At 72.5% G+C, this 25,698-nt stretch carries 24 protein-coding genes; 9 read left to right on the top strand and 15 right to left on the bottom strand.

Going from position 1 to position 25,698, the window contains the following annotated elements; genetic code table 11:
* The first annotated feature begins 75 nt into the window (after positions 1-75).
* The gene (locus WBK31_RS15865) at positions 76-1,116 is read left to right on the top strand and encodes a DUF4037 domain-containing protein (protein WP_364051419.1); all 1,041 of its coding nucleotides are present in this window, start codon (positions 76-78) and stop codon (positions 1,114-1,116) included.
* Between the two features lie 440 nt (positions 1,117-1,556).
* Here the strand turns inward: WBK31_RS15865 and WBK31_RS15860 are convergent, their stop codons facing one another.
* Positions 1,557-2,513: an AraC family transcriptional regulator gene (locus tag WBK31_RS15860; protein WP_364051413.1), complete on the bottom strand. Its 957-nt coding sequence runs from the start codon at positions 2,511-2,513 to the stop codon at positions 1,557-1,559.
* A 136-nt stretch (positions 2,514-2,649) separates the two neighbouring features.
* On the opposite strand from WBK31_RS15860, the gene WBK31_RS15855 reads away from it, so the two are divergent.
* Positions 2,650-3,702 carry a saccharopine dehydrogenase NADP-binding domain-containing protein gene (locus WBK31_RS15855; RefSeq protein WP_364051410.1) on the top strand — a complete coding sequence of 351 codons (1,053 nt, stop codon included), beginning with the start codon at positions 2,650-2,652 and terminating at the stop codon, positions 3,700-3,702.
* 105 nt (positions 3,703-3,807) lie between these two features.
* On the opposite strand, the gene WBK31_RS15850 is transcribed toward WBK31_RS15855, so the two are convergent.
* From WBK31_RS15850 to WBK31_RS15835, 4 genes are read right to left on the bottom strand one after another with little or no spacing between them, the layout of a single operon-like run.
* Positions 3,808-4,584 (bottom strand): SRPBCC family protein, encoded by a 777-nt coding sequence (locus WBK31_RS15850; protein ID WP_406675113.1) that lies wholly within the window; start codon positions 4,582-4,584, stop codon positions 3,808-3,810.
* The gene (locus tag WBK31_RS15845; protein WP_364051407.1) at positions 4,581-4,892 is read right to left on the bottom strand and encodes a metalloregulator ArsR/SmtB family transcription factor; all 312 of its coding nucleotides are present in this window, start codon (positions 4,890-4,892) and stop codon (positions 4,581-4,583) included. The genes WBK31_RS15850 and WBK31_RS15845 overlap by 4 nt, the downstream gene beginning before the upstream one ends.
* A gap of 44 nt (positions 4,893-4,936) precedes the next feature.
* The gene (locus tag WBK31_RS15840; RefSeq protein ID WP_406675499.1) at positions 4,937-5,212 is read right to left on the bottom strand and encodes a TipAS antibiotic-recognition domain-containing protein; all 276 of its coding nucleotides are present in this window, start codon (positions 5,210-5,212) and stop codon (positions 4,937-4,939) included.
* Positions 5,173-5,694, bottom strand: a complete 522-nt coding sequence (locus WBK31_RS15835; protein WP_406675112.1) for a MerR family transcriptional regulator — start codon at positions 5,692-5,694, stop codon at positions 5,173-5,175. Before WBK31_RS15835 ends, WBK31_RS15840 begins: the two co-directional genes overlap by 40 nt.
* 58 nt (positions 5,695-5,752) lie before the next feature.
* Here WBK31_RS15835 and WBK31_RS15830 point away from each other — a divergent pair, with 58 nt between their 5' ends.
* The 4 genes from WBK31_RS15830 to WBK31_RS15815 all read left to right on the top strand — a co-directional run bounded on the left by WBK31_RS15830 (position 5,753) and on the right by WBK31_RS15815 (position 9,111).
* Complete coding sequence (locus WBK31_RS15830; RefSeq protein ID WP_364051401.1) at positions 5,753-6,535, top strand: MerR family transcriptional regulator; 783 nt, start codon at positions 5,753-5,755, stop codon at positions 6,533-6,535.
* A 101-nt stretch (positions 6,536-6,636) separates the two neighbouring features.
* Entirely contained in the window at positions 6,637-7,164 is a 528-nt protein-coding gene (locus WBK31_RS15825; RefSeq protein WP_364051398.1) for an ATP-binding protein, read from the top strand.
* Positions 7,165-8,449: 1,285 nt separating this feature from the next.
* Complete coding sequence (locus WBK31_RS15820) at positions 8,450-8,704, top strand: helix-turn-helix transcriptional regulator (protein ID WP_364051395.1); 255 nt, start codon at positions 8,450-8,452, stop codon at positions 8,702-8,704.
* Between the two features lie 80 nt (positions 8,705-8,784).
* A complete protein-coding gene (locus WBK31_RS15815; RefSeq protein ID WP_364051392.1) occupies positions 8,785-9,111 on the top strand; it encodes a PadR family transcriptional regulator in 327 nt (108 codons plus the stop codon).
* Between the two features lie 48 nt (positions 9,112-9,159).
* On the opposite strand, the gene WBK31_RS15810 is transcribed toward WBK31_RS15815, so the two are convergent.
* Positions 9,160-9,849, bottom strand: a complete 690-nt coding sequence (locus tag WBK31_RS15810) for a TetR/AcrR family transcriptional regulator C-terminal domain-containing protein (RefSeq protein WP_364051389.1) — start codon at positions 9,847-9,849, stop codon at positions 9,160-9,162.
* Between the two features lie 54 nt (positions 9,850-9,903).
* Between WBK31_RS15810 and WBK31_RS15805 the strand changes: the two genes are divergently transcribed.
* Positions 9,904-11,052 carry an NAD(P)/FAD-dependent oxidoreductase gene (locus WBK31_RS15805; RefSeq protein WP_364051386.1) on the top strand — a complete coding sequence of 383 codons (1,149 nt, stop codon included), beginning with the start codon at positions 9,904-9,906 and terminating at the stop codon, positions 11,050-11,052.
* A gap of 26 nt (positions 11,053-11,078) precedes the next feature.
* Here WBK31_RS15805 and WBK31_RS15800 read toward each other — a convergent pair whose 3' ends face one another.
* Genes WBK31_RS15800 through WBK31_RS15790 form a run of 3 tightly spaced genes read right to left on the bottom strand, consistent with a single transcriptional unit; the run spans position 11,079 to position 15,501 of the window.
* Entirely contained in the window at positions 11,079-12,215 is a 1,137-nt protein-coding gene (locus tag WBK31_RS15800; protein WP_378788880.1) for a tyrosine-type recombinase/integrase, read from the bottom strand.
* Positions 12,216-12,251: 36 nt separating this feature from the next.
* Positions 12,252-13,763, bottom strand: a complete 1,512-nt coding sequence (locus tag WBK31_RS15795; protein ID WP_364051380.1) for a UDP-N-acetylglucosamine 1-carboxyvinyltransferase — start codon at positions 13,761-13,763, stop codon at positions 12,252-12,254.
* A 34-nt stretch (positions 13,764-13,797) separates the two neighbouring features.
* Positions 13,798-15,501, bottom strand: coding sequence for an enoyl-CoA hydratase-related protein (locus tag WBK31_RS15790; protein ID WP_364051377.1), 1,704 nt, complete (start codon positions 15,499-15,501; stop codon positions 13,798-13,800).
* A 653-nt stretch (positions 15,502-16,154) separates the two neighbouring features.
* On the opposite strand from WBK31_RS15790, the gene WBK31_RS15785 reads away from it, so the two are divergent.
* Positions 16,155-16,523: a hypothetical protein gene (locus WBK31_RS15785; protein ID WP_406675111.1), complete on the top strand. Its 369-nt coding sequence runs from the start codon at positions 16,155-16,157 to the stop codon at positions 16,521-16,523.
* A gap of 964 nt (positions 16,524-17,487) precedes the next feature.
* Here the strand turns inward: WBK31_RS15785 and WBK31_RS15780 are convergent.
* The 4 genes from WBK31_RS15780 to WBK31_RS15765 form a co-directional block, all read right to left on the bottom strand.
* Entirely contained in the window at positions 17,488-17,766 is a 279-nt protein-coding gene (locus WBK31_RS15780) for a hypothetical protein (protein ID WP_406675110.1), read from the bottom strand.
* A 943-nt stretch (positions 17,767-18,709) separates the two neighbouring features.
* On the bottom strand, positions 18,710-19,207 hold the full coding sequence (locus tag WBK31_RS15775; RefSeq protein WP_406675109.1) for a hypothetical protein: 498 nt from the start codon (positions 19,205-19,207) through the stop codon (positions 18,710-18,712).
* An 803-nt stretch (positions 19,208-20,010) separates the two neighbouring features.
* Positions 20,011-20,856, bottom strand: a complete 846-nt coding sequence (locus WBK31_RS15770) for a DUF952 domain-containing protein (protein WP_378788887.1) — start codon at positions 20,854-20,856, stop codon at positions 20,011-20,013.
* The gene (locus WBK31_RS15765; protein WP_364051362.1) at positions 20,853-21,176 is read right to left on the bottom strand and encodes a multidrug efflux SMR transporter; all 324 of its coding nucleotides are present in this window, start codon (positions 21,174-21,176) and stop codon (positions 20,853-20,855) included. The genes WBK31_RS15770 and WBK31_RS15765 overlap by 4 nt, the downstream gene beginning before the upstream one ends.
* Positions 21,177-21,309: 133 nt before the next feature.
* On the opposite strand from WBK31_RS15765, the gene WBK31_RS15760 reads away from it, so the two are divergent.
* Complete coding sequence (locus WBK31_RS15760; protein WP_364051359.1) at positions 21,310-22,257, top strand: radical SAM protein; 948 nt, start codon at positions 21,310-21,312, stop codon at positions 22,255-22,257.
* Between the two features lie 4 nt (positions 22,258-22,261).
* Here WBK31_RS15760 and WBK31_RS15755 read toward each other — a convergent pair whose 3' ends face one another.
* Complete coding sequence (locus tag WBK31_RS15755; protein ID WP_364051356.1) at positions 22,262-24,520, bottom strand: alpha/beta fold hydrolase; 2,259 nt, start codon at positions 24,518-24,520, stop codon at positions 22,262-22,264.
* Complete coding sequence (locus WBK31_RS15750) at positions 24,517-25,413, bottom strand: ABC transporter ATP-binding protein (protein ID WP_406675108.1); 897 nt, start codon at positions 25,411-25,413, stop codon at positions 24,517-24,519. The genes WBK31_RS15755 and WBK31_RS15750 overlap by 4 nt, the downstream gene beginning before the upstream one ends.
* Positions 25,414-25,698 lie beyond the last annotated feature (285 nt).

Here is a 25,698-nt window from a genome sequence, read left to right as displayed (position 1 = left end):
CAAATCCGGCCCGCGCCCCGCGCGGGGGAAAACCGGGTGAGGTTCGGCGGGCGCTGGTGCACAGTTGACGGCGTGATGACCGATTTCGTACCTGGTATCGAATTGTCGCGCTCCTTCTACGGTGAGGTCGTGGCCCCGCTGGTGACCGGCGTGCCGCACGCGGCGGCGCTGATCGGGCCCGGGTCGGAGGTGCTGGCGTTCGACACCGCCCGCTCCGCCGACCACGACTGGGGGCCGCGGGTGCTGGTGTTCGTGGCGGCCGATCAGGTGGCCGAGATCGAGCAGCGGGTGGTCGCCGGGCTGCCGGAGCGGTTTCGCGGATACCCGACCGTGTTCGGCTACCACGGGCGGGTGCAGCCGGGGGTGCGGGTGACGGAGCTGGGGTCGTGGCTGGTGGAGCGGCTCGGGTTCGACCCGCGGGGCGGGGTGTCGCTGCTGGACTGGCTGTCGTCGCCCTGGCAGAGCCTGGCCGAGGTGACCGGTGGTGAGGTGTTCCACGACGGGCTCGGCGAGCCGGGCCTTAAGACGGTCCGGCGGCTGCTGCGCTGGTATCCGGAGGATGTGTGGCGGTATGTGCTGGCCTGTCAGTGGCGGCGCATCGCGCAGGAGGAGCCGTTCCCGGGGCGCTGCGGCGAGGTGGGCGACGAGCTGGGCTCGGCCGTGGTGGGGGCGCGGCTGGCGCGGGAGGTGATGCGGCTCGCGCTGCTGCTGCGCCGCCGCTATCCTCCGTACGCCAAATGGCTGGGCAGCGCGCTGGCCCGGCTGCCCGGCTCGGCCGAGCTGGGCGAATCCCTGGGCGCGGCGCTGGCGGCGCGGTCGTGGCGGGAGCGCGAGGACGGCCTGGCCGCCGCCTACGGCAGGCTCGCCGCGCTGCAGAACCGCACGGCGCTGGCCGAGCGGCTCGATGAGCGGGTGCGCTGCTTCCACGACCGGCCGTTCCGGGTGATCGGCGGCGACCGGTTCGCCGAGGCGCTCATGGCGCAGATCTCAGACCCCGCTGTACGGGGCCTGCCGGTGGGCGGGTGCGTCGATCAGGTCTGCGATGCGGTGGACGTGCTCACCCGGCCGGAGCGCGCCCGCGCCGTGACCGCCGCCGCCCTCGGCCTCACCGCCTGACCACCCGCCCGGACGGGCGGAAGCTCCTTCCCGGGGGCAGGCCGACACTCCGTGACATGCGCCGGGGGCCGCGTGGAGGCGGTCAGAACCGCGCGGTGGTCATCGAGTACCAGGTCGGCGGGGACGTCAGCAGCACCACCGCCACGACCACCGCGAGCGAGCCGGGCAGGCGCGCCCTGGTGAGAGCGGCCGACGGGGGCGTGCACTCCCACGTCGCCGGCGACCACGCCCCGCCCCGGCCTCGCCTGCGTGCAGGTGTGCGGCGCGCCGCCCGCGCGGTGAGCCCTGAGGTGGCGGCGGTGATGGCACGGCGGGGGAGGGAGGAGATCGCGATGCCGTCCCCGGTTCGTGGCCGCGGCGATCGCGTTCGCCATCGAGCAGGCCGACGGGAGAGACGTCAGCGAGGTCGTGGTCCGGCCCGCCGCCCGAGACTGATCCGATCAGGTGGTGCCCGTCAGGGCCCGGTAGGCGGCCGGCGGTGTGCCGTACTGGCGCTTGAAGGCGTGGGTGAAGGTGTACTGCGAGCTGTAGCCGACCTGGCGGGCGATCGTGTGGACGGGGGCGTCGCCGCTGCGCAGCAGCCGGGCGGCGGTGGTCAGCCGCCACCAGGTCACATACGCCAGTGGCGGCCGCCCGGTCAGGGTGGTGAAGCGGCGGGCGAAGGCGGCTCGTGACAGCCCGGCCCGCGCCCCGAGTTCCTCGACCGTCCACGGGTGGGCCGGGTCGGCGTGGACGGCGCGCAGGGCGGCCGCCACGGCGGGGTCGTGCAGGGCCGCGGCCCATCCGGCGGGGGAGTGGCCGTCGGCGTGCTGTTGCTCGAACCAGGCGCGCAGGATGTAGAGCAGCAGCAGGTCCAGCAGTGTGAGCAGCACGCCGTCGGAGCCGGGGCGGGCCGGGGCGTCCAGCTCGGTCCCGAGCAGGTCGACGGCGGCGCGCAGCTGTCCGTGCCGCCCCACGTGGGCGGGCAGGTGGACGACGTCGGGCAGGTCGTCCAGCAGCGGGTGCTGGGCCGAGCCGTCCAGCAGGTACGCGCCGCACAGCATGTCCACGCTCACCGCCCCCGGCCCGCCTGCGGCGGAGGCTGCCTCGTCCACGCTGGAGTCTCCCTGCTGACGCGTGCTGGAGGGGGCCTGCTCGGGCGCGCCGGCGGGGGCCGCCGACCCGGCGTCGGACAGGGTGTGGGCGCAGCCGCGCGGCAGGAACGCCACGTCCCCGGGCCCGAGCACGATCGGCTCGCCCTGCGGCGGCGTCAGCCGGCACGTTCCGCGCAGGACGACGTGGAACCCGGCCGCCGGCATCGCGGGGAAATGCTCGGCGAAGGGGGCGGGGCGGCTCACCCGCCGCGAATGGGGGCGGCCCGTGCGGGCCGCGCTCACCACGTCCGACAACACGTCCATCCTGACACCCTAACCGGCTCTTCTTTGAAGACGATGGCGCAAAGGTGCACGCGTCTTGCTTATTCCGGCGTCTCGTGCCGGAGCCGTAGCGTGCTGCGCGGGGCTGATCCCCTATCGGCGTGTTCGAGGAGACGAGATGAAGATCACCGTGTACGGCGCGAGCGGCTACCAGGGCAGGCTCGTCCTGGCCGAGCTGGCCCGCCGCGGCATCGAGCCGATCCTGGCCGGACGCGATCCGGCCCGCCTCACGCAAGCGGCCGAGGCCACCGGCCTGCACGGCGCGCAGCGGCGGCAGGCCGCAGCCGGCGACCACCGGGCTCTGGCGCGCGCTTTCACCGGCAGCGATGCCGTCATCAACTGTGCCGGGCCTTTCACTTTCACCGCCCGCGCCGTGGCGGCGGCCGCGATCGACGCCGGCTGCCACTACGTCGACACCTGCGGCGAGCAGCTCGCCATCAAGGACCTCTTCGACACCCTCGCGTCCCGAGCACGTGGTGCCGGGGTGAGTGTGGTGCCCGCCGCCACCGACGGCTGCGTCCTGCTGGATCTGCTGGCGAGCCTGGTGGCCGCCCGCCTGGACCGGATCGGGGAGATGCGCACCGTCCACCTCATCGGCCCGGGCGGGGGCGTCTCGCGCGGCACGCTGCGCTCGCTGGCCGCGACGATCGAGACCGTCCGATCGGGCGGCCTGGTCTACGACGGCGGCCTCTGGCGTCCTGCATCGCCCGGCCGCCGCGGTGAGGTGCGGCTGCCGGGGCGGGAGGAGGTGCTGCCGGTTGCGGGGTTCGCGGTGCCGGAGGTGGTGACCATTCCCCGCCACGTACGTCTTGCGCGCCTGGAGGGGCTGGCCGAGGCCGGGCTGGGGGAGCGGCTGGGCGACGCGCCCCCACCCGAGGTCATCGCGAGCCTGCCCGAGGGGCCGGCCGAGCGGGAGCGCCGCGCCCAGCGTTTCACCTACCTGGCCGAGGCCGCCGGCACGGACGGGCGGCGGGTGCGCGGCGTCGTGGAGGGGAGCGACACCTACGGCCTGACGGCGGCGATCGCGGTGGAAAGCGCCCGCCGCCTGGTGGCCGAGCCCGCGAAGGCGGGGGTGCTGGCGCCCGCGCAGGCGTTCGATCCCGGCGCGTTCCTGGACTTTCTGGGCGCGTACGGGGTGCGGTGGGCGATCGAGGGCGGGCCGGGGCGCTGACCCACCCACCCGGATATCCGACTTGTCTGGAATTTCATGAAATCTACTTTGTAAAGGGCATGGGAAAATGCGGCACCTCACACCTGCAAAGAAGAAAAACCACGGCTAGAGGAGGGAGGCGGCCAGCTCCTCGACACGGACGCGCCAGGCGTCCAGGGTGGCGGTCTGGCCGGCGTGGGTGAGGACCAGCCGCGCGCCGTGCCCGGTGCCCGCTGCCAGCTCCCAGCGCACGGTCCCGCCGCCGGTGTCGTACTCCAGCAGCTTGCCGGCCTCGATGCGGCTGACCGGGCCGGGCGGTGCGGCGGGCACGGTGAACGGCTGCGGCGGCGGCGCGCCGACGGTGGCCTCGGGGCCGCCGAGCCGCTGCCAGACGTCCTCGGCGGGGCGGGTGAGCTGGCGTTCGACGCGGACGCCGCCGTCGGTGACGGTGGCCGCGGGCAGGCCGAGGATGGCGATGAAGTCCTCGTGCAGGCGGGCGGTGTCGCCGGTGCCGGGGAACGGGCGTTCGTCGAGGTGGGCGTGGAGGGCGGCCAGGCAGGTGTGCCAGCCGGCGGCGAAGCTGGCGGCGCCGTGGCGGTCGGCGAAGGTGTGGGTGAAGGTCAGCAGGGTGCCGTCGCCGTCGGGGGCGAGCTCCCAGCGCAGCTCATCGTCGCCCCAGGTGTGGGCGAAGACGCGCGGCGGGTCGTTGACGGTGATGCGTCCGCCGGGGCCGAAGCCGTAGGCGATGCGGTCGCCGTCGATGCTGACCTCGGCGGGGAACCAGGCGGCCATGTGCTCGGGGCCGGTGACGGCCCGCCACACTTTTCCGGGCGGGTGGGGCAGGCGGCGCTGCATCCGCAGGGTGGTGCGGCCGTCGGCGTGCAGGGTGACGCTTTCGTTCACGGTGTGTCGTCCTTCATGGTGTCGAGGTGGTGTTCGAGGCGGTCAAGGGTGTCGTTCCACAGGCGGCGGTAGGGGGTGAGCCAGGCGTCGATCTCGGCCAGGGGGCGGGGGTTGAGCTCGTACCAGCGGCGCTGGGCGTCCTTGCGGACGGTGACCAGGCCGGCGCGGCGCAGGGCGGCCAGGTGCTTGCTGGTGGCGGGCTGGGTGAGGCCGAGCAGGCGGGTGAGCTCGCCGACCTGGTGGGGGCGCTGCAGGAGGAGGTCGAGGATGCGCCGGCGGGTGGGTTCGGCGACGACGTCGAACGGCATGCCCGTGAATATACCGAGCCGGTTATATGCCCGCAAGGGCATGTTCAGAGGTGGCGGCGCGCGTTGGCGTGGATCGCGGTGCGGAAGTAGGCGGCAAGGCCCGGGGCGAGGGCGTCGTAGACGGCGGCGAAACGGGGGTCGGAGGCGTACAGGTCGCCCAGGCAGCGGTGCAGCTCGTGGTCGCAGGTGTAGAACCAGCGGTTGATGTGAGCGCGGTGCCGCTCGGCGATGTCCATCACCTCCGGTGAGTCGGCCGGCAGTCCGCCGGTGCAGGCGGCGGTCAGCTCGTCGTTGATGGCCTGGGCCTCCTCGGCGAGCAGCAGCCAGTCCTGCTTGGTGTAGGAGGCGATGCGCTCCTGGCTCTCGGCGTACTGGGGGTGTGGCCCCAGCGGCGCTCGACCTCGGCGTCGTAGTCCTCGGGCCGCAGGGAGCCGAAGACCTCCAGGCGTTCCTCGGCCGTCAGCGAGATGCCGGTGGTGCGGGCGTTGATGGCGCGCTCGACGGCGGCGATGACCTGGCTGATGCGCTCGGCCTTGGCGGTCAGCAGCCGGTGCTGGCGGCGCAGGTGGTCGAGGTGGTCGGCGCCGGGACGGTCGAGGATGGCGGCGATCTCCTCCAGCGGGAAGCCGAGCTCGCGATACAGCAGGATCTGCTGCAGGCGGGTGATGTCGTCGTCGCTGTAGCGGCGGTATCCGGCGGGGGTGCGCTCGCGGGGCGACAGCAGGCCGATCTCGTCGTAGTGGTGCAGGGTCCGCACGGTGACGCCGGCCAGCCGGGCGACCTGGCCCACGGTGAAGCTCATGCCTTCCACCTTGCCGCCTGGGACCGGGTGGTGGTCAAACCGGGCCATGCTGGTGGGTGTGGATGAGGAGTTGCTGCCGATCGGGCGGTTCGCCCGGCTGGGCCGGTTGAGCGTCAAGCAGCTGCGGCACTACGACGAGCTGGGGCTGCTGCGGCCGGCGTACGTGGACCAGGCGACCGGCTACCGCTACTACCGGCCCTCGCAGGCGCGGCAGGCGTTGTCGATCGGGCTGCTGCGGTCGCTTGATGTGCCGCTGGCGGTGATCGGGCAGGTGCTGGCCGGGTCGGCGGACGCGCTGGAGGGGGTGCGCCGGCAGCTGGAGGAGGAGCTGGCGCGGCGGCGCAGGACGCTCGGGGTGCTGGAACGGGTGATGGCCGAGGGCCTTCCCGAGACCGCCGTGCGCGTGGTGGAGGAGGAGCCGCTCGCGGTGGTGCTGGAGCGCGAGCCGGCGGCGGGCATGGAGGACGTGGGACGGGCCACCTCGGCGGCGGTGGCGCGGCTGCTGGCCGGGCACGCGGGACAGGGGCCGGTGCGGCTGGTCGGGTTGTTCCCGCTGGATGTGGCGGAGGCGATGGAGGTGGAGGTCGGCCTGGCCGTGGAGCGGGGGCGGGCCGGGGCGGTGGTGCTGCCGGGCGGGCGGTTCGCCTGCGCCACCCACGTGGGGGCGTATGAGCAGATGTCGCTGACCGTGCACGGGCTGCTGGCCTGGTGCGCCGAGCGGGGGCGGGCGGTGCGCGGGCCGGTGCGGGAGGTGTATGTGTCGGATCCGGCGGTGACGGCGCCGGGGGAGCTGGTGACTCAGGTGCTGGTGCCGCTGGAGGACGACCCGCCCGCCAGGTAATAGATGCCCGTATGGGTGCTTATGGGTGCTTTTTGGGCAGGCTCAGGGAGGTGGGGGAACGCCCCCGACAAGCGGGAAGGGAAAAGCGAGGGACGGTGATCATGACTCATCATCGGCCGCCCCGCCCGCCTGCCCAGGCCGCGTACCTGGTGGCCCCGCAGACCCCGGTGGGCGCGGCCACCTCCGGTGGCCGGCGGACGCGGGGCGGTCCCAGCCCTAACGGCCCCGCCGGCGCGGGCGGCGCCCCGTCGGCCGTGTGGACGCTGCCGGCCCTGCCGGCCTCGGTGCCGCAGGCACGCCACCTGATGCGCAACGCGCTCGCCGGCTGGGGCATGCGCCCCAGCGCCGAGGCCGAGCTGCTGGCCGACGAACTGGTGACCAACGCCGTCCGGCACGGCCGCGGCCCCGTACGCCTGCAGATCCGGCTGCGCTGCTCCGGCGAACGCCTGCTGCTGCGCTGCGAGGTCGGCGACCGCGGCAGCGGCATGCCCCAGCTGCGGCCCGCCGGCATCGAAGACGAAGGCGGACGCGGCCTGGCCCTGGTGGCCGGGCTGTCGCGCGCCTGGGGCTGCGTCCGCACCCGCAGCGGCAAGGTCGTCTGGTTCGACATGCCCGTGGAGTCCTGCTGACGCCCGGCGCGCGCAGCGCGTCAAGCACGGGCCGTACGCCCGCCATGACATGGTCAAATCTTCCCGCGCGCCTCCGGCTCGCTCGCCCCGCCCACCTGGCGGGACTTAGCCTGAAGGCGACGGCGAGCAGGCGCCCTCCTGCGACTTCACGAGGCACCATGACAGCGGTGATGACGCACACCATCAGCGGACGCCCCGGCGGCGCACCCGCCGCATCCCGCCGCGTGCCCGCCCGGATCAGGCCGCGCCCGCACGTGCCTACAATGCCATCCGCATCCCCCCGGCCGACCGCGCCCGCCGCCTGCGAGGACCCGGCGCCCGGCGTTCACCGGCACCGCCGCACCCACCCGCGGCCCGCCTCGCCGGACCTCTCCTGTGGCGTCCCGCCGGCGGCGCGGCGCAGGAGAGCAACGCTTCGCCCGCCGGCCGGACGGCGCACCGCCGGACCGGCCTTGCGACCGTATCCGCCCGCCGCGTGCCCCAAGCCGGGCCGGGCGGGCGCCGATCGACGGGAGTTACGCCCTATGCCGAGCACACGCCCCGCCGCCGCCACGCGCCCAGGACGCGCACGGCGGCCGGCCGACACCCGGCGTCCGGCCGGCCAGGTACGCGCCGACGCGCGCAGACCGGGCGGACGCCGCACCACAGGCGGCGCCTGCGCACGCCCGCGCCCCGCGCTCGCGCGGCCCGTGGTGCCGCGCCGGGCCGGATGCGCCGCCGCACGAGCATCGCAAGCCTTATCACCGCAGCCCGGCGGCCCAGGCGCGGGAGCCCGATCGGGAGCGGGAGCCGTCGCACCGGCACCCGCCAGACGCTCCTGCGACCCCGCACGCCGCCCGGACCTCGACACCGCCCACACCGGCCACGCCAAGGGGCGGGCCGAGCGCGGCCACCAGGCGGCCGCGATCTTCGAGCACGGGTTATTACGCACGGCTCCTCTAACGCACGGCTCCTCTAACGCACGGCTCGGTGAGCAGCACGTCCCAGGCGGCGGCGAGGGCCGCTGCCCGCGCGCGGAGCCCGTCCTCGCCCGGCCGCGCGCACAGGCGGCGGAACCCGCCAGGCCGGATGATCCGGGCAGGGCTCGGCCGCGCGCACAGGCGGCGGAACCCGCCAGATCGGACGATCCAGGCAGGGGCGCCGGTCATCCGGGGCAGGGCAAGGTCGCACCCGGACGGCAGGGGAGACGCCCGGACGGCGGGGGAGACGCCTGGGCCGGCTCGCGCACGCCGTCACCCCGGGGACCGGACCGGTATTTGTATCCCAGGGGTATAAAGTGGAGGTCATGGTGCGACCTCCGCTGACCCCCGAAGAGCGGCTGCGCGGCGAGCAACTCGGACACGTGCTGCGCCAGGCCCGCGGCGACCGCAGCATCGTCGAGGTCGCCGCCGCCGCGGGCATGTCCGCCGAGACCCTGCGTAAGATCGAGACCGGCCGCATCGCCACGCCCGCGTTCTTCACCATCGCGGCCCTGGCCGACGTGCTCGGCATCTCCCTCGACCAGCTCGCCGTCCGCTCCACCCCGGCTCCCGCACCCTGACATCCCGCCCGGAGCGGGCCTGACGGTGATACCGTGTCCTTGCTACTCAGTGGTACCAAGTAGCCGGGAGCTGGCGGCGCGTGGACAACCTCACGGAGATGCTGAAAGGCACGCTCGAAGGCTGCGTGCTGGAGATCATCGGCAGCGAGGAGACCTACGGCTACGCCATCACCCGCCGCCTGAACGACCTCGGCTTCACCGACGTCGTCGAAGGCACCGTCTACACCATCCTGCTCCGGCTGGAGAAGAACGGCCTGGTCCAGGTCACCAAACGCCCCTCCGAGGTCGGGCCGCCGCGCAAGTTCTACGCCCTCAACGACGCCGGCCGCGAGCAGCTCGCCACCTTCTGGGCGAAATGGGACTACATCGCCGAACGCCTCGGCAAGCTCAGGGAAGGCCGCGGATGAACCTCGCCCGCATCGGCGACCGCCCCGCCGCCTGAGGCCCCCCACGGTTCACGCCGGCGGGTCCAGGCGGGCGGCGACGCCGTCCAGCACCCACTCCAGCCCCGTGTGGAACGCCGTCTCGGCGTCCACCTCCCGCCCCTCGCTGACGAACCGCGACAGCGCCGGAAAGCGGCCCGTGGCCAGCATCTTGGTGAGGTACGGGCCGTGGGCGTGCTGCCAGTCGCGCTCCGACAGGCCCGTGGCGCGCTCGGCTCGCAGGTGCGCGATCTCCCGCCGGATCGCGCCGGTGCAGTAGTCGTTGACCACCTCCACGGCCCGCATCACGGCCTGCAGGTCGGCCACCCCGTCCAGCGCCGACAGCAACGCCTCCATCACGGCCAGGGCGTTCGGCCCCAGCGCCGGGCGGCCGCCGAGCAGATCGGCCAGCCACTCGTGCCGCAGAGCCGACGCACGGGTGCGGCAGGCGTGCCCGCGCAGCGCCTCGCGCCACCCGCCCGCCGGCCCGGCGGGCAGCAGCTCGGCCCTGACCTCGTCCACCATGAGGTCGAACAGCTCCTCCTTGGTGGAGATGAAGCCGTACAGGCGCATCGGGCCCGCCTGGAGCCGGGCGGCCACCTTGCGCAACGACACCGCCTCCAGCCCGCCCTCGTCCGCCAGCTCGATCGCGGCGGCGACGATCCGCTGCCGGTCCAGCGGCGCGGGGCGGGCGGGCCGCTCGGGCCGGTCCCACACAGTCATGCAGGACATCGTACTGTTGCGATACTCCGTATCGGAGCGATACGGTGTATCGACATGAGACACCGTATCGCCGTGGTGGGGGCAGGCCCCGCCGGCCTCACCTTCGCCCGCGTCCTGCACCGCCACGGCCGCCCCGCCACCGTCCTCGAACGCGACACCGCACCCCACGCCCGCCCCCAAGGCGGCACCCTCGACCTCCACGACGCCCTCGGCCAGCGCGCCCTCGGCAAAGCCGGCCTGCTCGCCGAGTTCACCCGCCTGTCCCGCCCCGAAGGACAGGCCATGCGCATCCTCGACACCGACGGCACCGTCCTGCGCGACTGGAAGCCCCGCCCCGGCGAACGCGCCAACCCCGAAATCGACCGCGGCCACCTGCGCGACCTGCTCCTCGGCCCCCTCTACGTCCAGTGGGGGACGACGGTGACCGAGGTCGAACCCGCCAATGACGGCGTGCGGGTCCGCTACGCCGACGGACGCACCGCCACCTTCGACCTCGTCATCGGCGCCGATGGCGCCTGGTCGCGCGTCCGCGCCGCCCTGTCACCGGTCACCCCCCACTACACCGGCGTCACCTACCTCGAAACCGGCATCGACGACATCGATGACCGTCACCCCGAGCTGGCCCGCCTCATCGGCGACGGCTCACTGGCCGTCTACGGCGTCAACCGCGGCCTGGTCGCCCAGCGCAACAGCGGCGGCCACGTCAAGGTCTACGCGCAGTTCCGCGCGCCCCGCACCTGGCACACCGACCCCGAACGCCACCTGGGCCTCACCGGATGGCCCCGCGTGAACCTGGCCGACCCGCAGGCCGTACGGGCGCTGCTGGAGGCACTGTTCGACGGCTGGGCGCCGCACCTGCTCGACCTGCTGCGCCACGGCACCGCCTTCCACCACCGCCCCCTGCACGTCCTGCCCCCGGACCACACCTGGACCCACGTGCCCGGCGTGACCCTCATCGGCGACGCCGCCCACCTCATGCCGCCCCTCGGCGTCGGCGCCAACCTCGCCATGCTGGAAGGCGCCGAACTCGCCGAGGCCCTCGCCGCAACGGACGACCTCGACGCCGCCGTCCGCGCGTTCGAGCAGACCATGTGGGAACGCGCCCGCACCTTCGCCACGATGACGATCGCCGGACTGCAACGCCTGGTCAGCCCCGACCCCGCCCAGGCGATCGCCCTCTTCGACGAGCTCCAGCCCGCCTGACCCCCCTTGCGGCCACACAGCACCCCTCAGCCGGACCGCCGGTCACGCAACAGCGGATGGGCCCGCATCGCCACCTCCAGCTCCCCGGGCAGATCATCCCGGTAACGCCCCAACGTGGACAGATCTCCGTGTCCCAGCACCCGCCGCACCGCGTCCATGTCGACCGCGTCCGCCAGCAGATGCGTCGCCGTCGTATGCCGCAGCCCGTGCGGGGTGACCGAGCGACGCTGATCGGCCGGCACCCGCGCCTGCACCCGGTCGATCACCGCCTGCACATCACCCCGCGCCAGCCGCCGCCCCCGCCACGACAGCAACAACGCCTTGTCATCCTCGGCATCCGCGCGACGGCCCCGCTCCAGATACGCCTGCAGCACCGCCGCCACGTCATCCGGCAGCGGCACATCACGCGTGCGGCCGCCCTTGCCGAAGATCCGCCAATACCGCACCCCGTCGTTGGTGTAGAAGTCCTCCACATTCGCCCGCACCAGCTCCGACACCCGCGGCCCCACCGTCGCCAGCAACAGCACGATCACCGCATCACGCAGCTCCGTGCGCTGATCACGCCGCCTGCCCTGCTCCGGCGCGGCCTCGGTCAGCGCCCGCGCCGCCTTGATGAGGCCCTGCGCCTGCTCGCGGGTCAGCGCCCGCCGCTGCGGCGCCAGCCCGCCCCGCTCCCTGGCCGTCACGCTCGAGCGCGTCATCGGGTTGATCTGCACCCACCCGGCCAGCGTCGCATGCTTGAACAACGCCGAGATCGACCGGCGAAACCGCGCCTGCGACGACGGCGACTGCCCCGCCGCCCGCTGCCCGCCGCCGCGTCTGCGGCCGTCAGGACGGCGCGCGAACGCCAGCAAAATCGCATCGACGTCCTCACCCGTCAGATCGTCGAGCACCACATCAGGACCGGCCAGCTCCACCAGCGTGGCCACATCACGGGCATAGACCTCGGCCGTGGACGGCGACAGCGCCCCCGTCAGCGTCCTGGCGCGCACCAGCTCCACATAACGGTCCGCCGCCTCCGCCACCGTCACCCGGTCGAGCTCCGCAGGCCGCACCGGCACCCCTCCCATCACGCGCAACACGATCGGCAAGATCCACGCACGACGGTAGCGGCCGCCACCGACAATCTCAGGCCCCCGCAACACGGCGAACGCCGGCCCCACCGAGGACCGGCGCCCACCCCACGGCAGCAAGGGGGGTCAGATGTCGCGGAAGGTCTCGATCCGCGCGCCCAGCGCGTTCAGCCGCTCGGCCAGATCCTCATACCCCCGGTTGATCACGTACACGTTGCGCAGCACCGACGTGCCCTCGGCCGCCATCATCGCCAGCAGCACCACCACCGCCGGCCGCAACGCCGGCGGGCACATCATCTCCGCGCTGCGCCAGCGCGTCGGCCCCTCCACCAGCACCCGGTGCGGATCCAGCAGCTTCACCGACGCGCCCAGCCGGGTCAGCTCCGTCAGATAGATCGCGCGGTTGTCGTAGACCCAGTCGTGGATGAGCGTCTGCCCCTGCGCCGAGGCCGCGATCGCCGCGAAGAACGGCACGTTGTCGATGTTCAGCCCCGGGAACGGCATCGGGTGGATCTTGTCGATGGGGGAGACCAGCTTCGACGGCCGCACCGTCAGATCCACCAGCCGGGTCCGGCCGTTGGCGGCCGCGTACTCGCCGCCCCGGTCGTGATCCAGCCCCATCTCCTCCAGCACCGCCAGCTCGATCTCCAGGAACTCCACCGGCACCCGGCAGATCGTCAGCTCCGACGACGTCACCACCGCAGCCGCCAGCAGGCTCATCGCCTCCACCGGATCCTCCGACGGCGAGTAGTCGACGTCCCGCTCGATGTCGGGCACGCCGTGCACCGTCAGCGTCGTGGTGCCGATGCCCTCCACCCGCACGCCCAGCTGCTCCAGAAAGAAGCACAGGTCCTGGACCATGTAGTTGGAGGAGGCGTTGCGGATCACCGTCACCCCGTCATGGCGGGCCGCGGCCAGCAGCGCGTTCTCCGTCACCGTATCGCCCCGCTCGGTCAGCACGATCGGCCGCGACGGCGACACCCCGCGATCCACCCGGGCGTGGTAGAACCCGCCGGTGGCGGTGATGTCCAGCCCGAAGTGCTTCAGCGCCGACATGTGCGGCTGCACCGTACGGGTGCCCAGGTCGCAGCCGCCCGCGTACGGGATCTGGAACTGATCCGTACGGTGCATCAGCGGACCCAGGAACATGATCACGCTGCGGGTGCGGCGCGCCGCCTCGGTGTCCATCGACTCCAGCTCCAGCCGGGACGGCGGCACGATCTCCAGGTCGCTGCCCTCGTTGATCCAGCGCGCCCGCACCCCGATCGAGGCCAGCACCTCCAGGATGCGGTACACCTCCTCGATCCGCGCCACCTTCCGCAGGATCGTCCGGCCGGAGTTGAGCAGCGACGCGCACAGCAGCGCCACGCACGCGTTCTTCGACGTCTTGACGTCGATGCTGCCCGACAACCGGCGGCCGCCCACCACCCGCAGATGCATCGGCCCCGCATAGCCGAGCGAGACGATCTCGCTGTCGAGCGCCTCGCCGATCCGGGCGATCATCTCAAGACTGATGTTCTGATTTCCGCGCTCGATCCGGTTCACCGCGCTCTGGCTCGTCGCCAGCGCATCCGCCAGCTGCAGCTGTGTCCAACCGCGATGCTGGCGAGCGTCCCGGATCAGCCGGCCGATCCGCACAAGGTAATCATCTGCCACAACAGCAGACCATATCTCACATATGAGATGTACTCGCGCCCAAGGGTGCCGACGCGCCGGACAGCTCCCGAAGACGCGCCAGATGCTCCGGCGTCGCCTGCGGCTTCAGCTTGTGCACGAACGCATGCCGCGCCTGCCGGAACCCGCTGCGATCGTCGAACATGTCCCGGCTCATCTCCGCCAGCTCCTCGGCCCGATAGGCATCCAGCGGCTTACGCCGCTCATCGGCCTCGCGCGCCTGCCGCCGCGCCGCCAGGAACCGCTCATAGTTCGGATCGGCCGCAAGCCGCTCGGCGTACTCCAGCACCCGCCGCTCGAAGTCCAGCCGCGAACCCGCCAGCGCCTTGTCGGCCAGCCCGACCTCCACCGCCTCGGCGGCGCCGATCGGCAACGCCTCCTGCGTCAGCCGCCGCGCCACATCCGCGCCCACCCGGCGCGTCAGCGAATACGTCCAGTACTCACTGCCGAACAGCCCCATCGTCCGGTAATGCGGGTTCAACACCACCGAATCCCGCACGATCACCCGGTCGGCGCCCAGCCCCATCATCACCCCGCCCGCACCGGCGTTCCCGCCGATCGACGTCACCACCAGCTGACTGGTGCACCCCACGATCTCCCGGCAGACCGCGTTGATGGCGTTGATGTTCATCCACGCCTCCAGCTCCGGCTGCCGCGCCGCCTCGATCACGTTCAGATGGATGCCGTTGGAGAACACCTCACCGCCGCGCACCACCAGCACCCGCGTGTCCTGCGAGACCGCGTACCGCAGCGCCGAGGCCAGCCGCCGGCACTGCTCGGTCGACATCGCCCCGTTGTAGAAGTCGAAGCTCACCACGCCCACGCCCTCGCTGCGGTCGTAGGTGATCTCGCTGTAGCCCGACCGCTGCGGCACCCCGGCCACCGCGTCGCCGAGCGCCATCGTGGCCGGCAGCTTGATACCGCCCTCACGCTCGACCTTCACATGACCCACCCACAGCGTGCCGTCACCGGTGTGCACCAGCACCGCGCCCTCACGCCGGCCGGCCACCGTACCGGGCGTGCCCAGCAGCTCAGGACCCCGGTAGACGTCGAACACCCGCACCGGAAGATCGCACAGCACCGACCGGCCGCCCGGCGCGCCGTCGGCCGCCCGCACCCGCCGCAGGATGTCCTCGGTCGGCTCGCCCCAGGAGAACTCCCGGTCGGCGTGCCGCATCGGCCGCCGCAGCCGCCCCTTCACCTCCGGGTTGCGGTAGTCCAGCGGCACCGGCACGAACGCCGGATCGGCCGCCTTGCGCGCCACCTCCGCCACCAGCTCGACCGCCGCGTCCGCCACCGGCCCGTTGTACAGCGCCGACTTGCGCGGCGGCTCCGAGGGCATCGGGAACGTCCGGTACGCCCAGATCGGGCCGGCGTCCATCTCCTCCACCGCCTGCAGCGCCGTCACCCCCCACTCGGGCTCGGCGTCGGCGATCGCCCAGTCCAGCGAGGACGGGCCGCGGTCACCGGGAGGCCCCGGGTGGATGATCACCGTACGGCGGGTGCGCCACAACGCCTCAGGCACCCGCTCCTTCAGGAACGGGCAGATGATCAGATCGGGCTTGTGCAGCTCGGCCGCCTCCGTCATCTGCTCAGGTGAGATCGCCAGCTCCACGCCGACGTCGTGCCCGGAGCGACGCAGCTCCAGCCAGGCTCGCTGGGTCAGGCCGTTGAAGGAGGAACAGAGCAGCAAGATACGCAACGCGGGAACTTCTTTCCGAACAGGGGAGCAGCGGTCACCAGGGCGGGACTTACCGGGCGGGCGGCGCCTCGCCGCACGCGCCACAACCCTTTACGGCAGTCCCATATGACCCATACATGCTCAAGATGCTGACATGAAATTTCCACTGCTGGTGACCAAACACGACAAAAACCCTGGTCGGAGGCCCCAGATTGACCTGCTTTGCCCGGAAAGATCCCGCCCGGTCACCAGACCACCACGCAACGAACCGGTCCCGCCCGCCGGCCACTCCCGGGAAGACCACCAACCCCTCAGCGCCAGACCACCGGACCTCACCCGAGGACCTGCCAGCCACATCACCGCAGACCGAACCGAGCCTCGGGGACGGGGCGCCCGAGCGGGGGAGAGGCCCGAGCGCCCCCGGCGATGACAGTCCGCCCATGCAGGACACATCACCACACCCCCAGCATCCCGCCCCACCACCCCACCGCAGGTCACGCCCAGGACAGAATCCACCGACAGCCCCTTGACACAACCCCGCCCCACCACGATCCAAACCCGCCACCCCACCCCGACTTCCCGCACCACCAAAACCCCTTGACCCACCCTTCACCCCACCTGCACCCGGCCACCCGCCCCCACACCCCATCCTGAACGAAACGAAAGGACACGCCATGCACCCCACCCTCACCACCCTGACCGCCACCCTCGCCCTCACCACCGCCTGCACCACCACCCCACCCGCACCCCCAGACGCCCACCCGCCACCGCCCGCCGCCGCCCGCACCACCGACTGCGGACGCACCCCCGCCGGACTCCACATCACCGCCGACCTGCCCGCCATCCACCCCGCAACCGCCTGCACCACCGCACGCCACGTCGCCGACGCCTACCAGCGCAACCGCCCCGCCCCAGACGACGACCTGCCCAACTTCACCATCAACGTCGACGGCGCCACCTGGGAATGCCGCCTCATCACCGGCACCCACCCCCACGGCCGCTGCCAGCACCCCGCCGGAGGCGACGTCACCCTCACCACCTGACCCCGGACACAAAAGCCGCCGAGCAGCCCCTCAGCCACCCGGCCAACCCCTCTCCCAGCCAGACCCGGCCTCAGACGATGCCACCCACCGGCTCGCCGTCGTGCACACCACCCACGCACACCAGCCGCGCCGGACCGGTCGCGCTCAGCATGACGACCCCCCGAACACACATGCCGCAGTCGTCGAGACCTGCGGCACCCCGCCGGCCCGGACGAGGCCACCGGCACGGCCGACGCAGGCAAGGCCGCGCTCACCGGCAGCGCAGCATTCAGCGCGAGCACCGCCACAACGACACCGACACGAGACATGACCCCGCCCAATCACGAAAAGTCACACTTAGTGACTCTTCGCTTCCTGTCGCACGACCACAAAGATCTCAGGAAGGAAGTCCATGTCTGACCTTGCCCTCCTCACCCGCCGCACCCTTCTGGCTGCAACGGCCCCCACCGCCGCCCTTGCCCCTGACAAGTCCCGCCCATACGCGTGGTCGCAAGGTCCCCACCTGGGACAGCATGGCCTCATGAGCCTCGGGTTCGAAGCGTGGGGCCTGCGGCGGGATCAGTCATCCAGCCCCCTGGGCGCCACCACCTCCTAAGTCCGAAGTGTCTGGTTTGCTCGCGTTTGGGGTGACTAGTCTCCGCCCGGGGCGGGGTAGGGGAGCGCCGCTGATGCGTCACCCGCGCTGCTGCGTGCATGTGGGGGTGGGGTGCGACGGCGTGGGTCCATCGCTCGCGCCGCCTGGTGTGACGAGGGGAGCAGGCCGTCGCCACCAGGTGTCGGGGGCGTGTGCGAACACATCACGTCACGACAATCGCCACATCCAAGGACGAATGGAAAGTAAAGCGCTATACCATACAGAACCTACATTCTGTCTGGTATCGGAATGGAATGGGTAAGGGAAACGTCGGCCGGGGGTGGGGCCGGCGGCCGTGACCCCAGAGACCGGGAATCCTCGGCTGGGGGCTCACAACCGGTTGACGAAGCGTGCTGCGGCGCGCTGGCTCATGCCGGTCTCACCGCGTACGAGGAAGACGGCCTCACGGATCTGCCCGAGCGCCTTCAGCTCCCGGGCTTGATCGACAAGGTCGATGCTGATCGTCGGCCGGTTGCGCGGGCTCCTGGTGAGCCGCACCGCGAAGATGATCAGCCAGATGGCCGCGGCGGTGATCACTGCGGTGATCGCGACGAGGCCGGGTGTGGTGATTGCTAAGGCGGGCATGGTGTGGCGCCTGCCCGTGCGCATCGCCCTTATTCGCAGGCGTTGCCGGTTGCTTGATAATGAACATTATGTCAAGTAGACCGTTTCCGGGACGGGGCGGGGAGCAGCGGTCGCTGCTCCCCGAGCCCACTTCATCCGAGTCATCACCGGCGACGCGTCTGACGCCTTCGCTGCTGCCGGAAACTTCGAGAGCCGCGTGCCGCCTGCGTCTCGAACGCGGGCGGCACCTCGTTCCAGCGCCGCGAACGCCGGCCCCGGGCCCGCGCACAGGCCGTCATCACCGCACTCTCCATTTCCCGCATGACCGGTGCGCGCAGGCGAGCGGCGGGATCAGCGCGCTGGTGACGGCCATCCGCAGCACCTCGTCCAGCGTGCGCGGGCCCGGGGCCGGGGCGCCGGCGGCCCGCTCCCCTCGTCACGCCCCTCACCTACCGTCCCCCACCGATACGAGCGCGTGCACACCGTCGGCCCCGTCACCGCGGCCTGCCGACCCGGCATCCGGCGGGCCTTGCCGGTCTCGCGGTGCGGTCCCCCGCGCAGCCGTCCGCACCGCTCGGCCGGATGCCGCCCTCTCGGACGTTCCGTGTCGAAGTCGCATGCACCCCCTGGCCGAGGCGCTCGTGGTAAGCGCGGGGCTGATCAGCGGCGCTGTGCAGCAGCTCTCTTGGGGCGAGTGTCAGCGGCGGCGACCTACGCGAACAGGTCGTCAGTGCGGCTGAAGGCAGATCCCTTGCGCCGGCCCCATCACTTTCCGGCCCGCCGTTGCTGCGCTGCGGATCGGGCAGGGGTGGGCGCGCAGGTTGGATGTGGCGCCGCTGCCGAAGGCTCTGTCTGCCGGAGCGGTGTCGGTTACATGTAGGTGTATGGGGTGCCGGATGCGCCGATCGAGAAATCGCACGGGCGTTTATCGGATGTCGGAGCCGGGTCTGTAGGCGGCCGATGCGGGCCTTAACCGCGATTCGGGTGATTATTGGCCGCGTTTGGTGCGGGTGGCCATCAATTGACGGGCTCCTCCCCCGGTTCCCGCTGCCAGGAGTTTCAGTGTGGCGAAGGTGAGCAGGCGGGTGGCGATGATGACGAGGGTGCCGGTGAGGAGTGCGGTGGGGCCGTCGATGTGCAGGGGCAGGCCGAGGGTGGTGCAGAGCCGGTCGGACAGCCACAGGGCGGCGGGTGGGGCGAAGAGGGAGAGGCTCAGGATCGCGGCCGGGGGTTGTGACGGCCCCTCCGTCCGGTGGTCGAGGGTGGTGCGGGCGGCAAGGGTGGTGCGGGCGGCGAAGGTGGTGGCGCCCAGGGTGAGGGTAGTGACGGCGATGGCCCCGGCTTGTTGCGGGGGTGGGCCGGCGAGGTGGATGCCGGGGGTGAGCACGAGTGCGGTGCAGGCGGCGGTGAAGGAGGCGGCGAGGGTGGTGGCGATGGTCGTGGTGGTGGCCGGGAGGGGCGTGGGGGGTGGTCTTAAGTGGGCCATCAATTGAGAATGGCACGCTTTTCGAGGTTATGCGAGGTGGGTGATGATATGGCGGTGTTTATGGGGCTTAATGCGGCTGGTTTATGGCGGGTATTGTGCGGAAATGCACATCTCCGGGCGGTGGGCGGTGAAGGCTTGCGGTGCGGGCCTCCAGGGGTGCGAAGGTGCTGGTGGCAGGGTGGGTGGCCACTCTCCTGCTGGTGAGATGGATGTGTCTGGTGGGAAGATTTTTGGGCCGTGTCGAGGCATGTGCGCAGGGTGATTTTGTGGGCGTTGAGCGGGGGTTTCAGCCTCTCAGGTGGCGGTGTTCGGGGTGTTGACTGCGGGTTTGACTTTGTGTTGATTGACTGTCGCCGCCGGGGTGCGGCGTTTTAGGGTGGAGCTCCTGCCGTTCGCGCCGCGAGAGGAGCAGCACGTGGGGACCGAGTCGGTGTTATGTCCGGTATGCCGGGGGGTTCTGCCCGCGTCGGGCAAGGATGCGTACACGACGTTGCGCGGCCGGTTGATCGTGTCGAACGGGTACTGCGCGGGTGGCTGCGTGGAGCGGCGTGCGCAGGCGGCTGAGCAGGAGGCGCAGCGGCGTGCCCGGCAGCAGGCGAGCCCGCGGCCGGGTGCCGGGCCGCAGCGCCCGGTGCCGGGGCGGATGCAGGAGGCTCGGCCCGAGCCCGAGTCTCCGGAGCGGGCTCCGGAGCCGGTGAGGGGGCAGGGGCCCTCCCCTGCCGCTGGTCCCTCCCCCGCCGTCGCGGGTGCGGGCAGGGTGCCGCTGCGCGCGGTGCGCTGATCGGTGGCCGGTCGCCCGCCTCTCAGGGTGTGTAGGGGCGGGCGGCGGTGACGGCCGACAGGGGCAGTGGCCCGTACAGGTGGGGGTAGCCGTTCTCGATGCGGACGTCGAGGCCGGTGGGGTCGATGTCGAGGACGAGCAGCGGCTCGGTGACGTCGCGGTAGTAGGTGGCGTGGACGGTGCGCAGCTGGTCCATGTCGCGGCTGCAGTGGATGAAGCCCTCGTCGTCGAGGGTGCGGCCGAGGGTGGAGATGCGGTACTCCCCCGCGCTTTGGGCGTGCTGCCAGTCGGTGCGCAGGGCGAGATGGTGGATCATGTGCTTCATTATGGCGGTCTCGGCGGCCTGGGCGAGGAGGGCGCGGGCGTCGTCGAGGGGGCGCTGTTCGACGAGGTGCTCGAGCCAGAGCGTGGAGACGGTGGTGGAGAGCAGCCGCACGCGGGTGTCGTGCGGGGGCAGGCCGAGGGTGCGGGCGAGGATGTGCAGGCAGCCGTCGGTCCAGCGGCGGGCGATGGCCTGCAGGGCGGGGTCGCGGCCGGCGTGGACGTACAGCTCCCACAGGCCGAGCTGGCGGGTGCGGTCGGCGGCGGCGATCTGGTCGAGCAGGCCGGGCAGGCCGTGGCGGGCGATCCAGTCGCGCAGGGTGCCGAGCTCGCGGTCGACGAGGGTGGCGAAGGCTTCGGCGATGAGCTGGTCGCGTGAGGCGAAGTAGTAGGTGGTGGCGGCCAGGGGCAGTCCGGCGTGGCGGGCGACCGCGCGGTGGGTGACGGCGGCGAAGCCGCCGTCGGTGAGCAGGTGGACGGCGGCGTCGAGCAGGGTGGCGCGGCGGCGTCGGCTGCGGTCTTGGGCGGGGCCGCGGTGCTGGGTCAATGGGCACCTGCGAGGTTGAGGAGGACGACGCCGGCGATGATGAGGAGGATACCGCCGATCTTGAGGGCGGTGAGGGTCTCGCCCATGAAGGCGGCGCCGATGAGGGCGATGGCGGCGGTGCCGGCGCCGGACCAGACGGCGTAGGCGGTGCCCATGTCGAGCTGGAGTTTCAGGACGCGGGCGAGCAGGGCGAAGGAGGTGAGGTAGCCGGCGGCGACGACGATGCTCCAGCCGAGGTGGCTCAGGCCGTTGCTGAGTTTGAGTGCGCTGGTGGCGATGACTTCTGAGGCGATGGCGAGGGCGAGCAGGAGCCAGGCCATGGGGGTCTCCCTGACTGGAAGTGGTACGGGCGTACCGGATTTTAGGGTGGTGCCGTGTGCGCTCCCCCGGTTGGCGTGATCCGCTTGAAAACGCTGTCGAAAACGTGTTCCACTGGTGGGCGTGGATTGGGACGTGCTGGCGCTGGTCGATTCCACGGCCGCCGATGATCGGCCGCTGATCGAACGCCGTGCGGTGGTGCGTAACGGTTTTTACGAGATGCAGGCCCGCACGGTGATCGAGAGGGTGCCGCCGGCGGCGGGCATCGCGCAGGAGTGGGCCGTCTCCCCCTATCGGGGTTGCGCGCATGCCTGCCGGGGCTGCGGGGCGCGGGCCGGGCACCGCAGGCTCGGCCTCGGTGCCGGCGGCGATTTCGACACGCGTATCGTCGTGCGGCCGAATGTGGTCGAGCGCCTGCGGGCGGAGCTGGCGCGCTGGGACGGCCGGGAGCTGGCCGTCGGCGTCGGCGGTGACTGCTACCAGGCGGCCGAGGAGACCTACCGGCTCATGCCCGGGGTGATCGGGGCGCTGGCGCGCTCGGATACGCCGTTCACCGTCTACACCAAGAGCGCTCTGGTGCTGCGTGATGCGGCGCTGCTGGCGCGGGCGGGCGCCCGGGTGGCGGTGTCGATCGCGTTCGTCGACGAGCGGATCCGGCGGGCGGTGGAGCCGGGGGCGCCGTCGGCGCAGGCGCGGCTGGAGCTGGTGTCGGCGCTGGTGGAGGCGGGTGTGGAGTGCCGGGTGCTGATGGCGCCGGTGTTGCCGCTGCTCAGTGACGCCGCCGATCAGCTGGCGGCGACCGTGCGCCGGATCGCCGCGACGGGGGCGCGGGCGGTGGAGCCGGTGGTGTTGCGGCTGCCGCCGGGTACCCGCGAGTGGTACCTGCGGTGGCTGGAGCAGGCGCACCCGTCGCTGGTGGAGCGCTATGAGGAGCTGTACGACCGTGCGGGCCTGCCGGCCGAGGGCTATGAGCGGCGCATCACCGGGCAGATCGCGCAGCTGTGCCGGGTGTACGGCATGGCGTGCGGCGCCCCCGAGCCCGCGCGGCGCGAGCCGAGGGCGGCGCAGCTGGCTTTGGTGTAGCCGGTCATCCGGTGGCGGGGCAGACGGTGCCGGGCGGCGGGAGCCTGAGCGTGGTGAGGTAGCGGTTGACGTGGGCGGTGACGCAGCCGCTTGAGCTGTTGAGGTAGGCCATGTGGCCGTGGCCGTCGTAGCGGATGGTGGACGAGCCCGGCACGTGGCGGATGGTGGTGGCGACCTCGTCGTGGTCGGTCCAGGTGCCTACGCCCAGGACGGGCGGTAGTGCGTGGCCGGGCAGCGGGGCGGGTGGGTTGGTGACGGGTGCGGGCCAGCCGGCGCAGGCCAGCGCCCACCAGGCGCGCTGTCCGGCGAAGTGCGGTGAGAGCTCGCGCGCTTTCGCCAGTGCGGCGCGGTAGGCGGCGTATCCGGTGTATCCCCCGCCGTCGAGGCAGCGCGTCATGTTCTGTCCGACCGGTGAGGGCACTTTGGGCCGGTCGGTGGCCTGGCGTACGTAGGCGGCGAAGCCGGAGGCGTCTCCGTCGGCGGCTTTGGCGATGGCGTCGGCGAGCTGGACCCAGCGCGGCCGGTCGGGTTCGCGGCCCGGCGAGGTGAAGCTGGGCGCGGCGGCCACCTTGACGTCGAACCCTGTGTAGGCGGTGCCGTCGGGGTCGCCGCGGACGGGGATGGGGGTGCGGTCGGCGCGCTCCACCAGGTGGCGCCACACTTGTTTGACGTCGCGGCCGTGCAGGGCGCAGGAGGGGTCCGTGCGGCACCAGGCGGCGAAGCGGTCCAGTTGCCGTTCGGCCCGCTGGTACAGGCGGGGTTCGCCGGTGGCGGTGTCCTCGGTGTGGCTGGTGGTGCCGTCCATGACCAGGGCGCGGATGCGGGAGGGGAACAGGCGGGCGTAGGCGGCGGCGGGGTGTCCGCCGTAGGAGTTGGCCAGCAGGTTCACGCGGGGTTCGCCGAGGGCGGCGCGCAGGGCGTCGATGTCGCGGGCGACGGAGGCGGAGTCCATGTGGTCGAACAGTTCCGGGTCGGCGGCGCGGCAGCGCTCGGCGTGGGCGCGGTTGGTGCGGGCGAGTGCGGCGTACTCGGCGCGGTTGCGCGGCAGGGGCAGGTAGGGGCCGGTGGTCAGGCACTCATGTGGCAGCGGCCCGCCGGGGGTGACGGCGTTGCGCGGGGCGAAGCTGATGACGTCGAAGCGTCGGCGCAGGGGATCGAGCCTGCCCTGGTACTGCGTGAGGTCGTCGATGCCGGAGGCTCCGGGGCCGCCGGGGATGGAGATGACGGTGCCGATGCGGCGCTGGGTGCCGGAGGCGGGGAGCATGGCGAGCGGGATGGTGATGGTGCGGCCGGTGGGGTGGTTCCAGTCGAGCGGTACCCGCAGGTCGGCGCAGCGCATCTCGCGGGGCAGGCCGGGTGTGGTGCAGGGGTGCCAGGCCAGGTGCCGTGCGGGTGCGGCCTCGGTGGCGGGCAGCGCGATGAGTCCGGTCGCGAGTGTGAGGGCCGCCCCTGCGGCCAGGACCGCCGCTTTGTGGCGTTTGAGCGCGATGGCGGTGGCCCCGGCGGTCAGCGCGAGGAGCGGGTAGGCGGCGAGCAGGGCGGCGGCCGCCGGTGGGGGCAGCAGGCCGCCGGTTCCGGCGATCTCCTCCGGTAGGGCGGCGAGCGTGTACGCGCTCACCTGGGCCCGCAGCGGGGCGGGCAGTGCTTGGACGGCGACGGGCAGCACGACGAAGAGCAGGGCGAGGGCGACCAGGCTGCCCGGCGTGGATCGCAGTGTCGCGCCCACTCCCAGCCCGGCCAGCGCCGCGGCGGTCATCGACAGTCCGGCGGCCACGAGCGTGGTGAGCGCCCCGGGGTCGGTGAGCGGGATGCCGAGGCTCTGCCCGTCGAGCAGGATCTGCCCGGCCCGCTCCCCCAGCACGCTTTGTGCGGTCAGGTGCATGGCGAAGGCCAGGAGTTGCCCGGCGGGGAGGGTGACGGCGGCCAGGCCGGGGATCTTGGCCGCCAGGAGCAGCTGCCGCTGCGGTACCGCCATGAGGCTGGTGTGGATCATGCCGGTGGCGTATTCGGAGGTGATGGTGAGCGCGCCGAACGTGCCGAGCACGAAGTGCGCGATGGGCAGCCCGGGGCCGAGGCCGGTGCCGTTGCCGGTGAAGCGCAGGCGTTCTTCGAACGTCTGGGTGTCGAAGCCGCGTCCGATGAGGTACGCCACGGCGGCGCAGGCCAGGACGGCGAGCAGGGTGCAGGCGAGCAGGAGGGCGTTGGAGCGCAACGTGCGGAGCTTGAGCCATTCGGCGGCGATGGCGTCCCATGCGTGTGTCATCGCCGGGCCTCCTGTGGGTGGTCGTCGGTGAGTTCCAGGAACGCTTCCTCCAGGGTGGCGGTGCGCGGGGTCAGCTCGCGCAGGGGGATCTGGGCCGTGAGTGCGAGCTCGCCGATCGTCTGCGGTGCCAGGCCGTGTACGGACAGCTCGCCGGGGCCGGGGGTGACGGTGGCGCCGTGGGCGCGCAGGACCTCGGCGAGGCGGTCGGGGTGGGCGGCGCGGACGAGCACGTCGCGGTGGAAGCGGGCGGCGAGCGCGTCCACCGGGGTGTCGGCGATCAGGCGGCCGCCTGCGATGACGATGACGTGGTCGGCGGTCAGTGCCAGCTCGTTCATCAGGTGGCTGGACAGCAGCACGGTCCGGCCCTGGTCGGCCAGGCGGCGCAGCAGGTCGCGGATCCAGCGGATGCCTTCGACGTCGAGCCCGTTGAGCGGTTCGTCGAACATCAGCGCCTGCGGGTCGCCGAGCAGCGCGGCGGCGATGCCGAGCCGCTGGCGCATGCCCAGGGAGTAGGTGGCGATGCGCCGGTCGGCGGCTTGGTGCAGGCCCGCCTCATCGAGCACCTCTTCCACCCGGCGGAGGGGGATGTGGTTGCTGCGGACCAGCCAGGTCAGGTGGGCGCGGGCGGTGCGGCCGCCGTGGACGGCTGCGGCGTCCAGCAGTGCGCCCATGGTGTGCAAGGGGCGGCGCAGTGCGGTGTAGGGGCGGCCGTCGATGAGCGCCTGCCCGGCGGCGGGGGTGTGCAGGCCGAGGATGGCGCGCATGGTCGTGGATTTGCCGGCGCCGTTCGGGCCGAGGAAGCCGGTGACCAGGCCTGGTTTGACGGTGAAGGTGAGGTGGTCCACGGCGCGGGTGCGGCCGTAGCGGATGGTCAGGTCTTGTACGTCGATCACAGTCGGACAGCCTGGCGGCCGGGCGCGGTGGTCTCCATGGGGGCGGGCCCACCGCGTGGGTGGGGGAAACGCTCCCGCCGGGGGTGGGGCCAGGCCTACCGTCTCATGTGCGCCGGCACGGCAGACTGCCTGGTGTGAGAGTGAGAGTCTGGGGGGCGGCGGCGCTGCGCGGGGCGGGCGAGCTGGTGCTCAACGTCGTCACCGGCCTGGCGGCGCTGCTGCTCGTGGCCGGGCTGGCGGTGTGCGCGGTGCTGGTGCCGGTGGGCGTGCGGGGGCCGTTCGAGC

Origin of the sequence: Nonomuraea sp. N2-4H, assembly GCF_045291505.1 — a bacterium.
Lineage (GTDB): Bacteria > Actinomycetota > Actinomycetes > Streptosporangiales > Streptosporangiaceae > Nonomuraea > Nonomuraea fastidiosa.
The sequence above is the reverse complement of the archived record's forward strand: the minus strand, read 5'-3'. Positions and strand labels throughout refer to the sequence as shown.

Bases quoted from the DNA above. Each gene is read 5' to 3' on its own strand.
- WBK31_RS15865 (WP_364051419.1), top strand. From the start codon at position 76: ATGACCGATTTCGTACCTGGTATCGAATTGTCGCGCTCCTTCTACGGT.
- WBK31_RS15860 (WP_364051413.1), bottom strand. From the start codon at position 2,513: ATGGACGTGTTGTCGGACGTGGTGAGCGCGGCCCGCACGGGCCGCCCC.
- WBK31_RS15855 (WP_364051410.1), top strand. From the start codon at position 2,650: ATGAAGATCACCGTGTACGGCGCGAGCGGCTACCAGGGCAGGCTCGTC.
- WBK31_RS15845 (WP_364051407.1), bottom strand. From the start codon at position 4,892: ATGCCGTTCGACGTCGTCGCCGAACCCACCCGCCGGCGCATCCTCGAC.
- WBK31_RS15835 (WP_406675112.1), bottom strand. From the start codon at position 5,694: ATGAGCTTCACCGTGGGCCAGGTCGCCCGGCTGGCCGGCGTCACCGTG.
- WBK31_RS15825 (WP_364051398.1), top strand. From the start codon at position 6,637: ATGACTCATCATCGGCCGCCCCGCCCGCCTGCCCAGGCCGCGTACCTG.
- WBK31_RS15820 (WP_364051395.1), top strand. From the start codon at position 8,450: ATGGTGCGACCTCCGCTGACCCCCGAAGAGCGGCTGCGCGGCGAGCAA.
- WBK31_RS15810 (WP_364051389.1), bottom strand. From the start codon at position 9,849: ATGACTGTGTGGGACCGGCCCGAGCGGCCCGCCCGCCCCGCGCCGCTG.
- WBK31_RS15805 (WP_364051386.1), top strand. From the start codon at position 9,904: ATGAGACACCGTATCGCCGTGGTGGGGGCAGGCCCCGCCGGCCTCACC.
- WBK31_RS15785 (WP_406675111.1), top strand. From the start codon at position 16,155: ATGCACCCCACCCTCACCACCCTGACCGCCACCCTCGCCCTCACCACC.
- WBK31_RS15780 (WP_406675110.1), bottom strand. From the start codon at position 17,766: ATGCGCACGGGCAGGCGCCACACCATGCCCGCCTTAGCAATCACCACA.
- WBK31_RS15775 (WP_406675109.1), bottom strand. From the start codon at position 19,207: ATGGCCCACTTAAGACCACCCCCCACGCCCCTCCCGGCCACCACCACG.
- WBK31_RS15765 (WP_364051362.1), bottom strand. From the start codon at position 21,176: ATGGCCTGGCTCCTGCTCGCCCTCGCCATCGCCTCAGAAGTCATCGCC.
- WBK31_RS15755 (WP_364051356.1), bottom strand. From the start codon at position 24,520: ATGACACACGCATGGGACGCCATCGCCGCCGAATGGCTCAAGCTCCGC.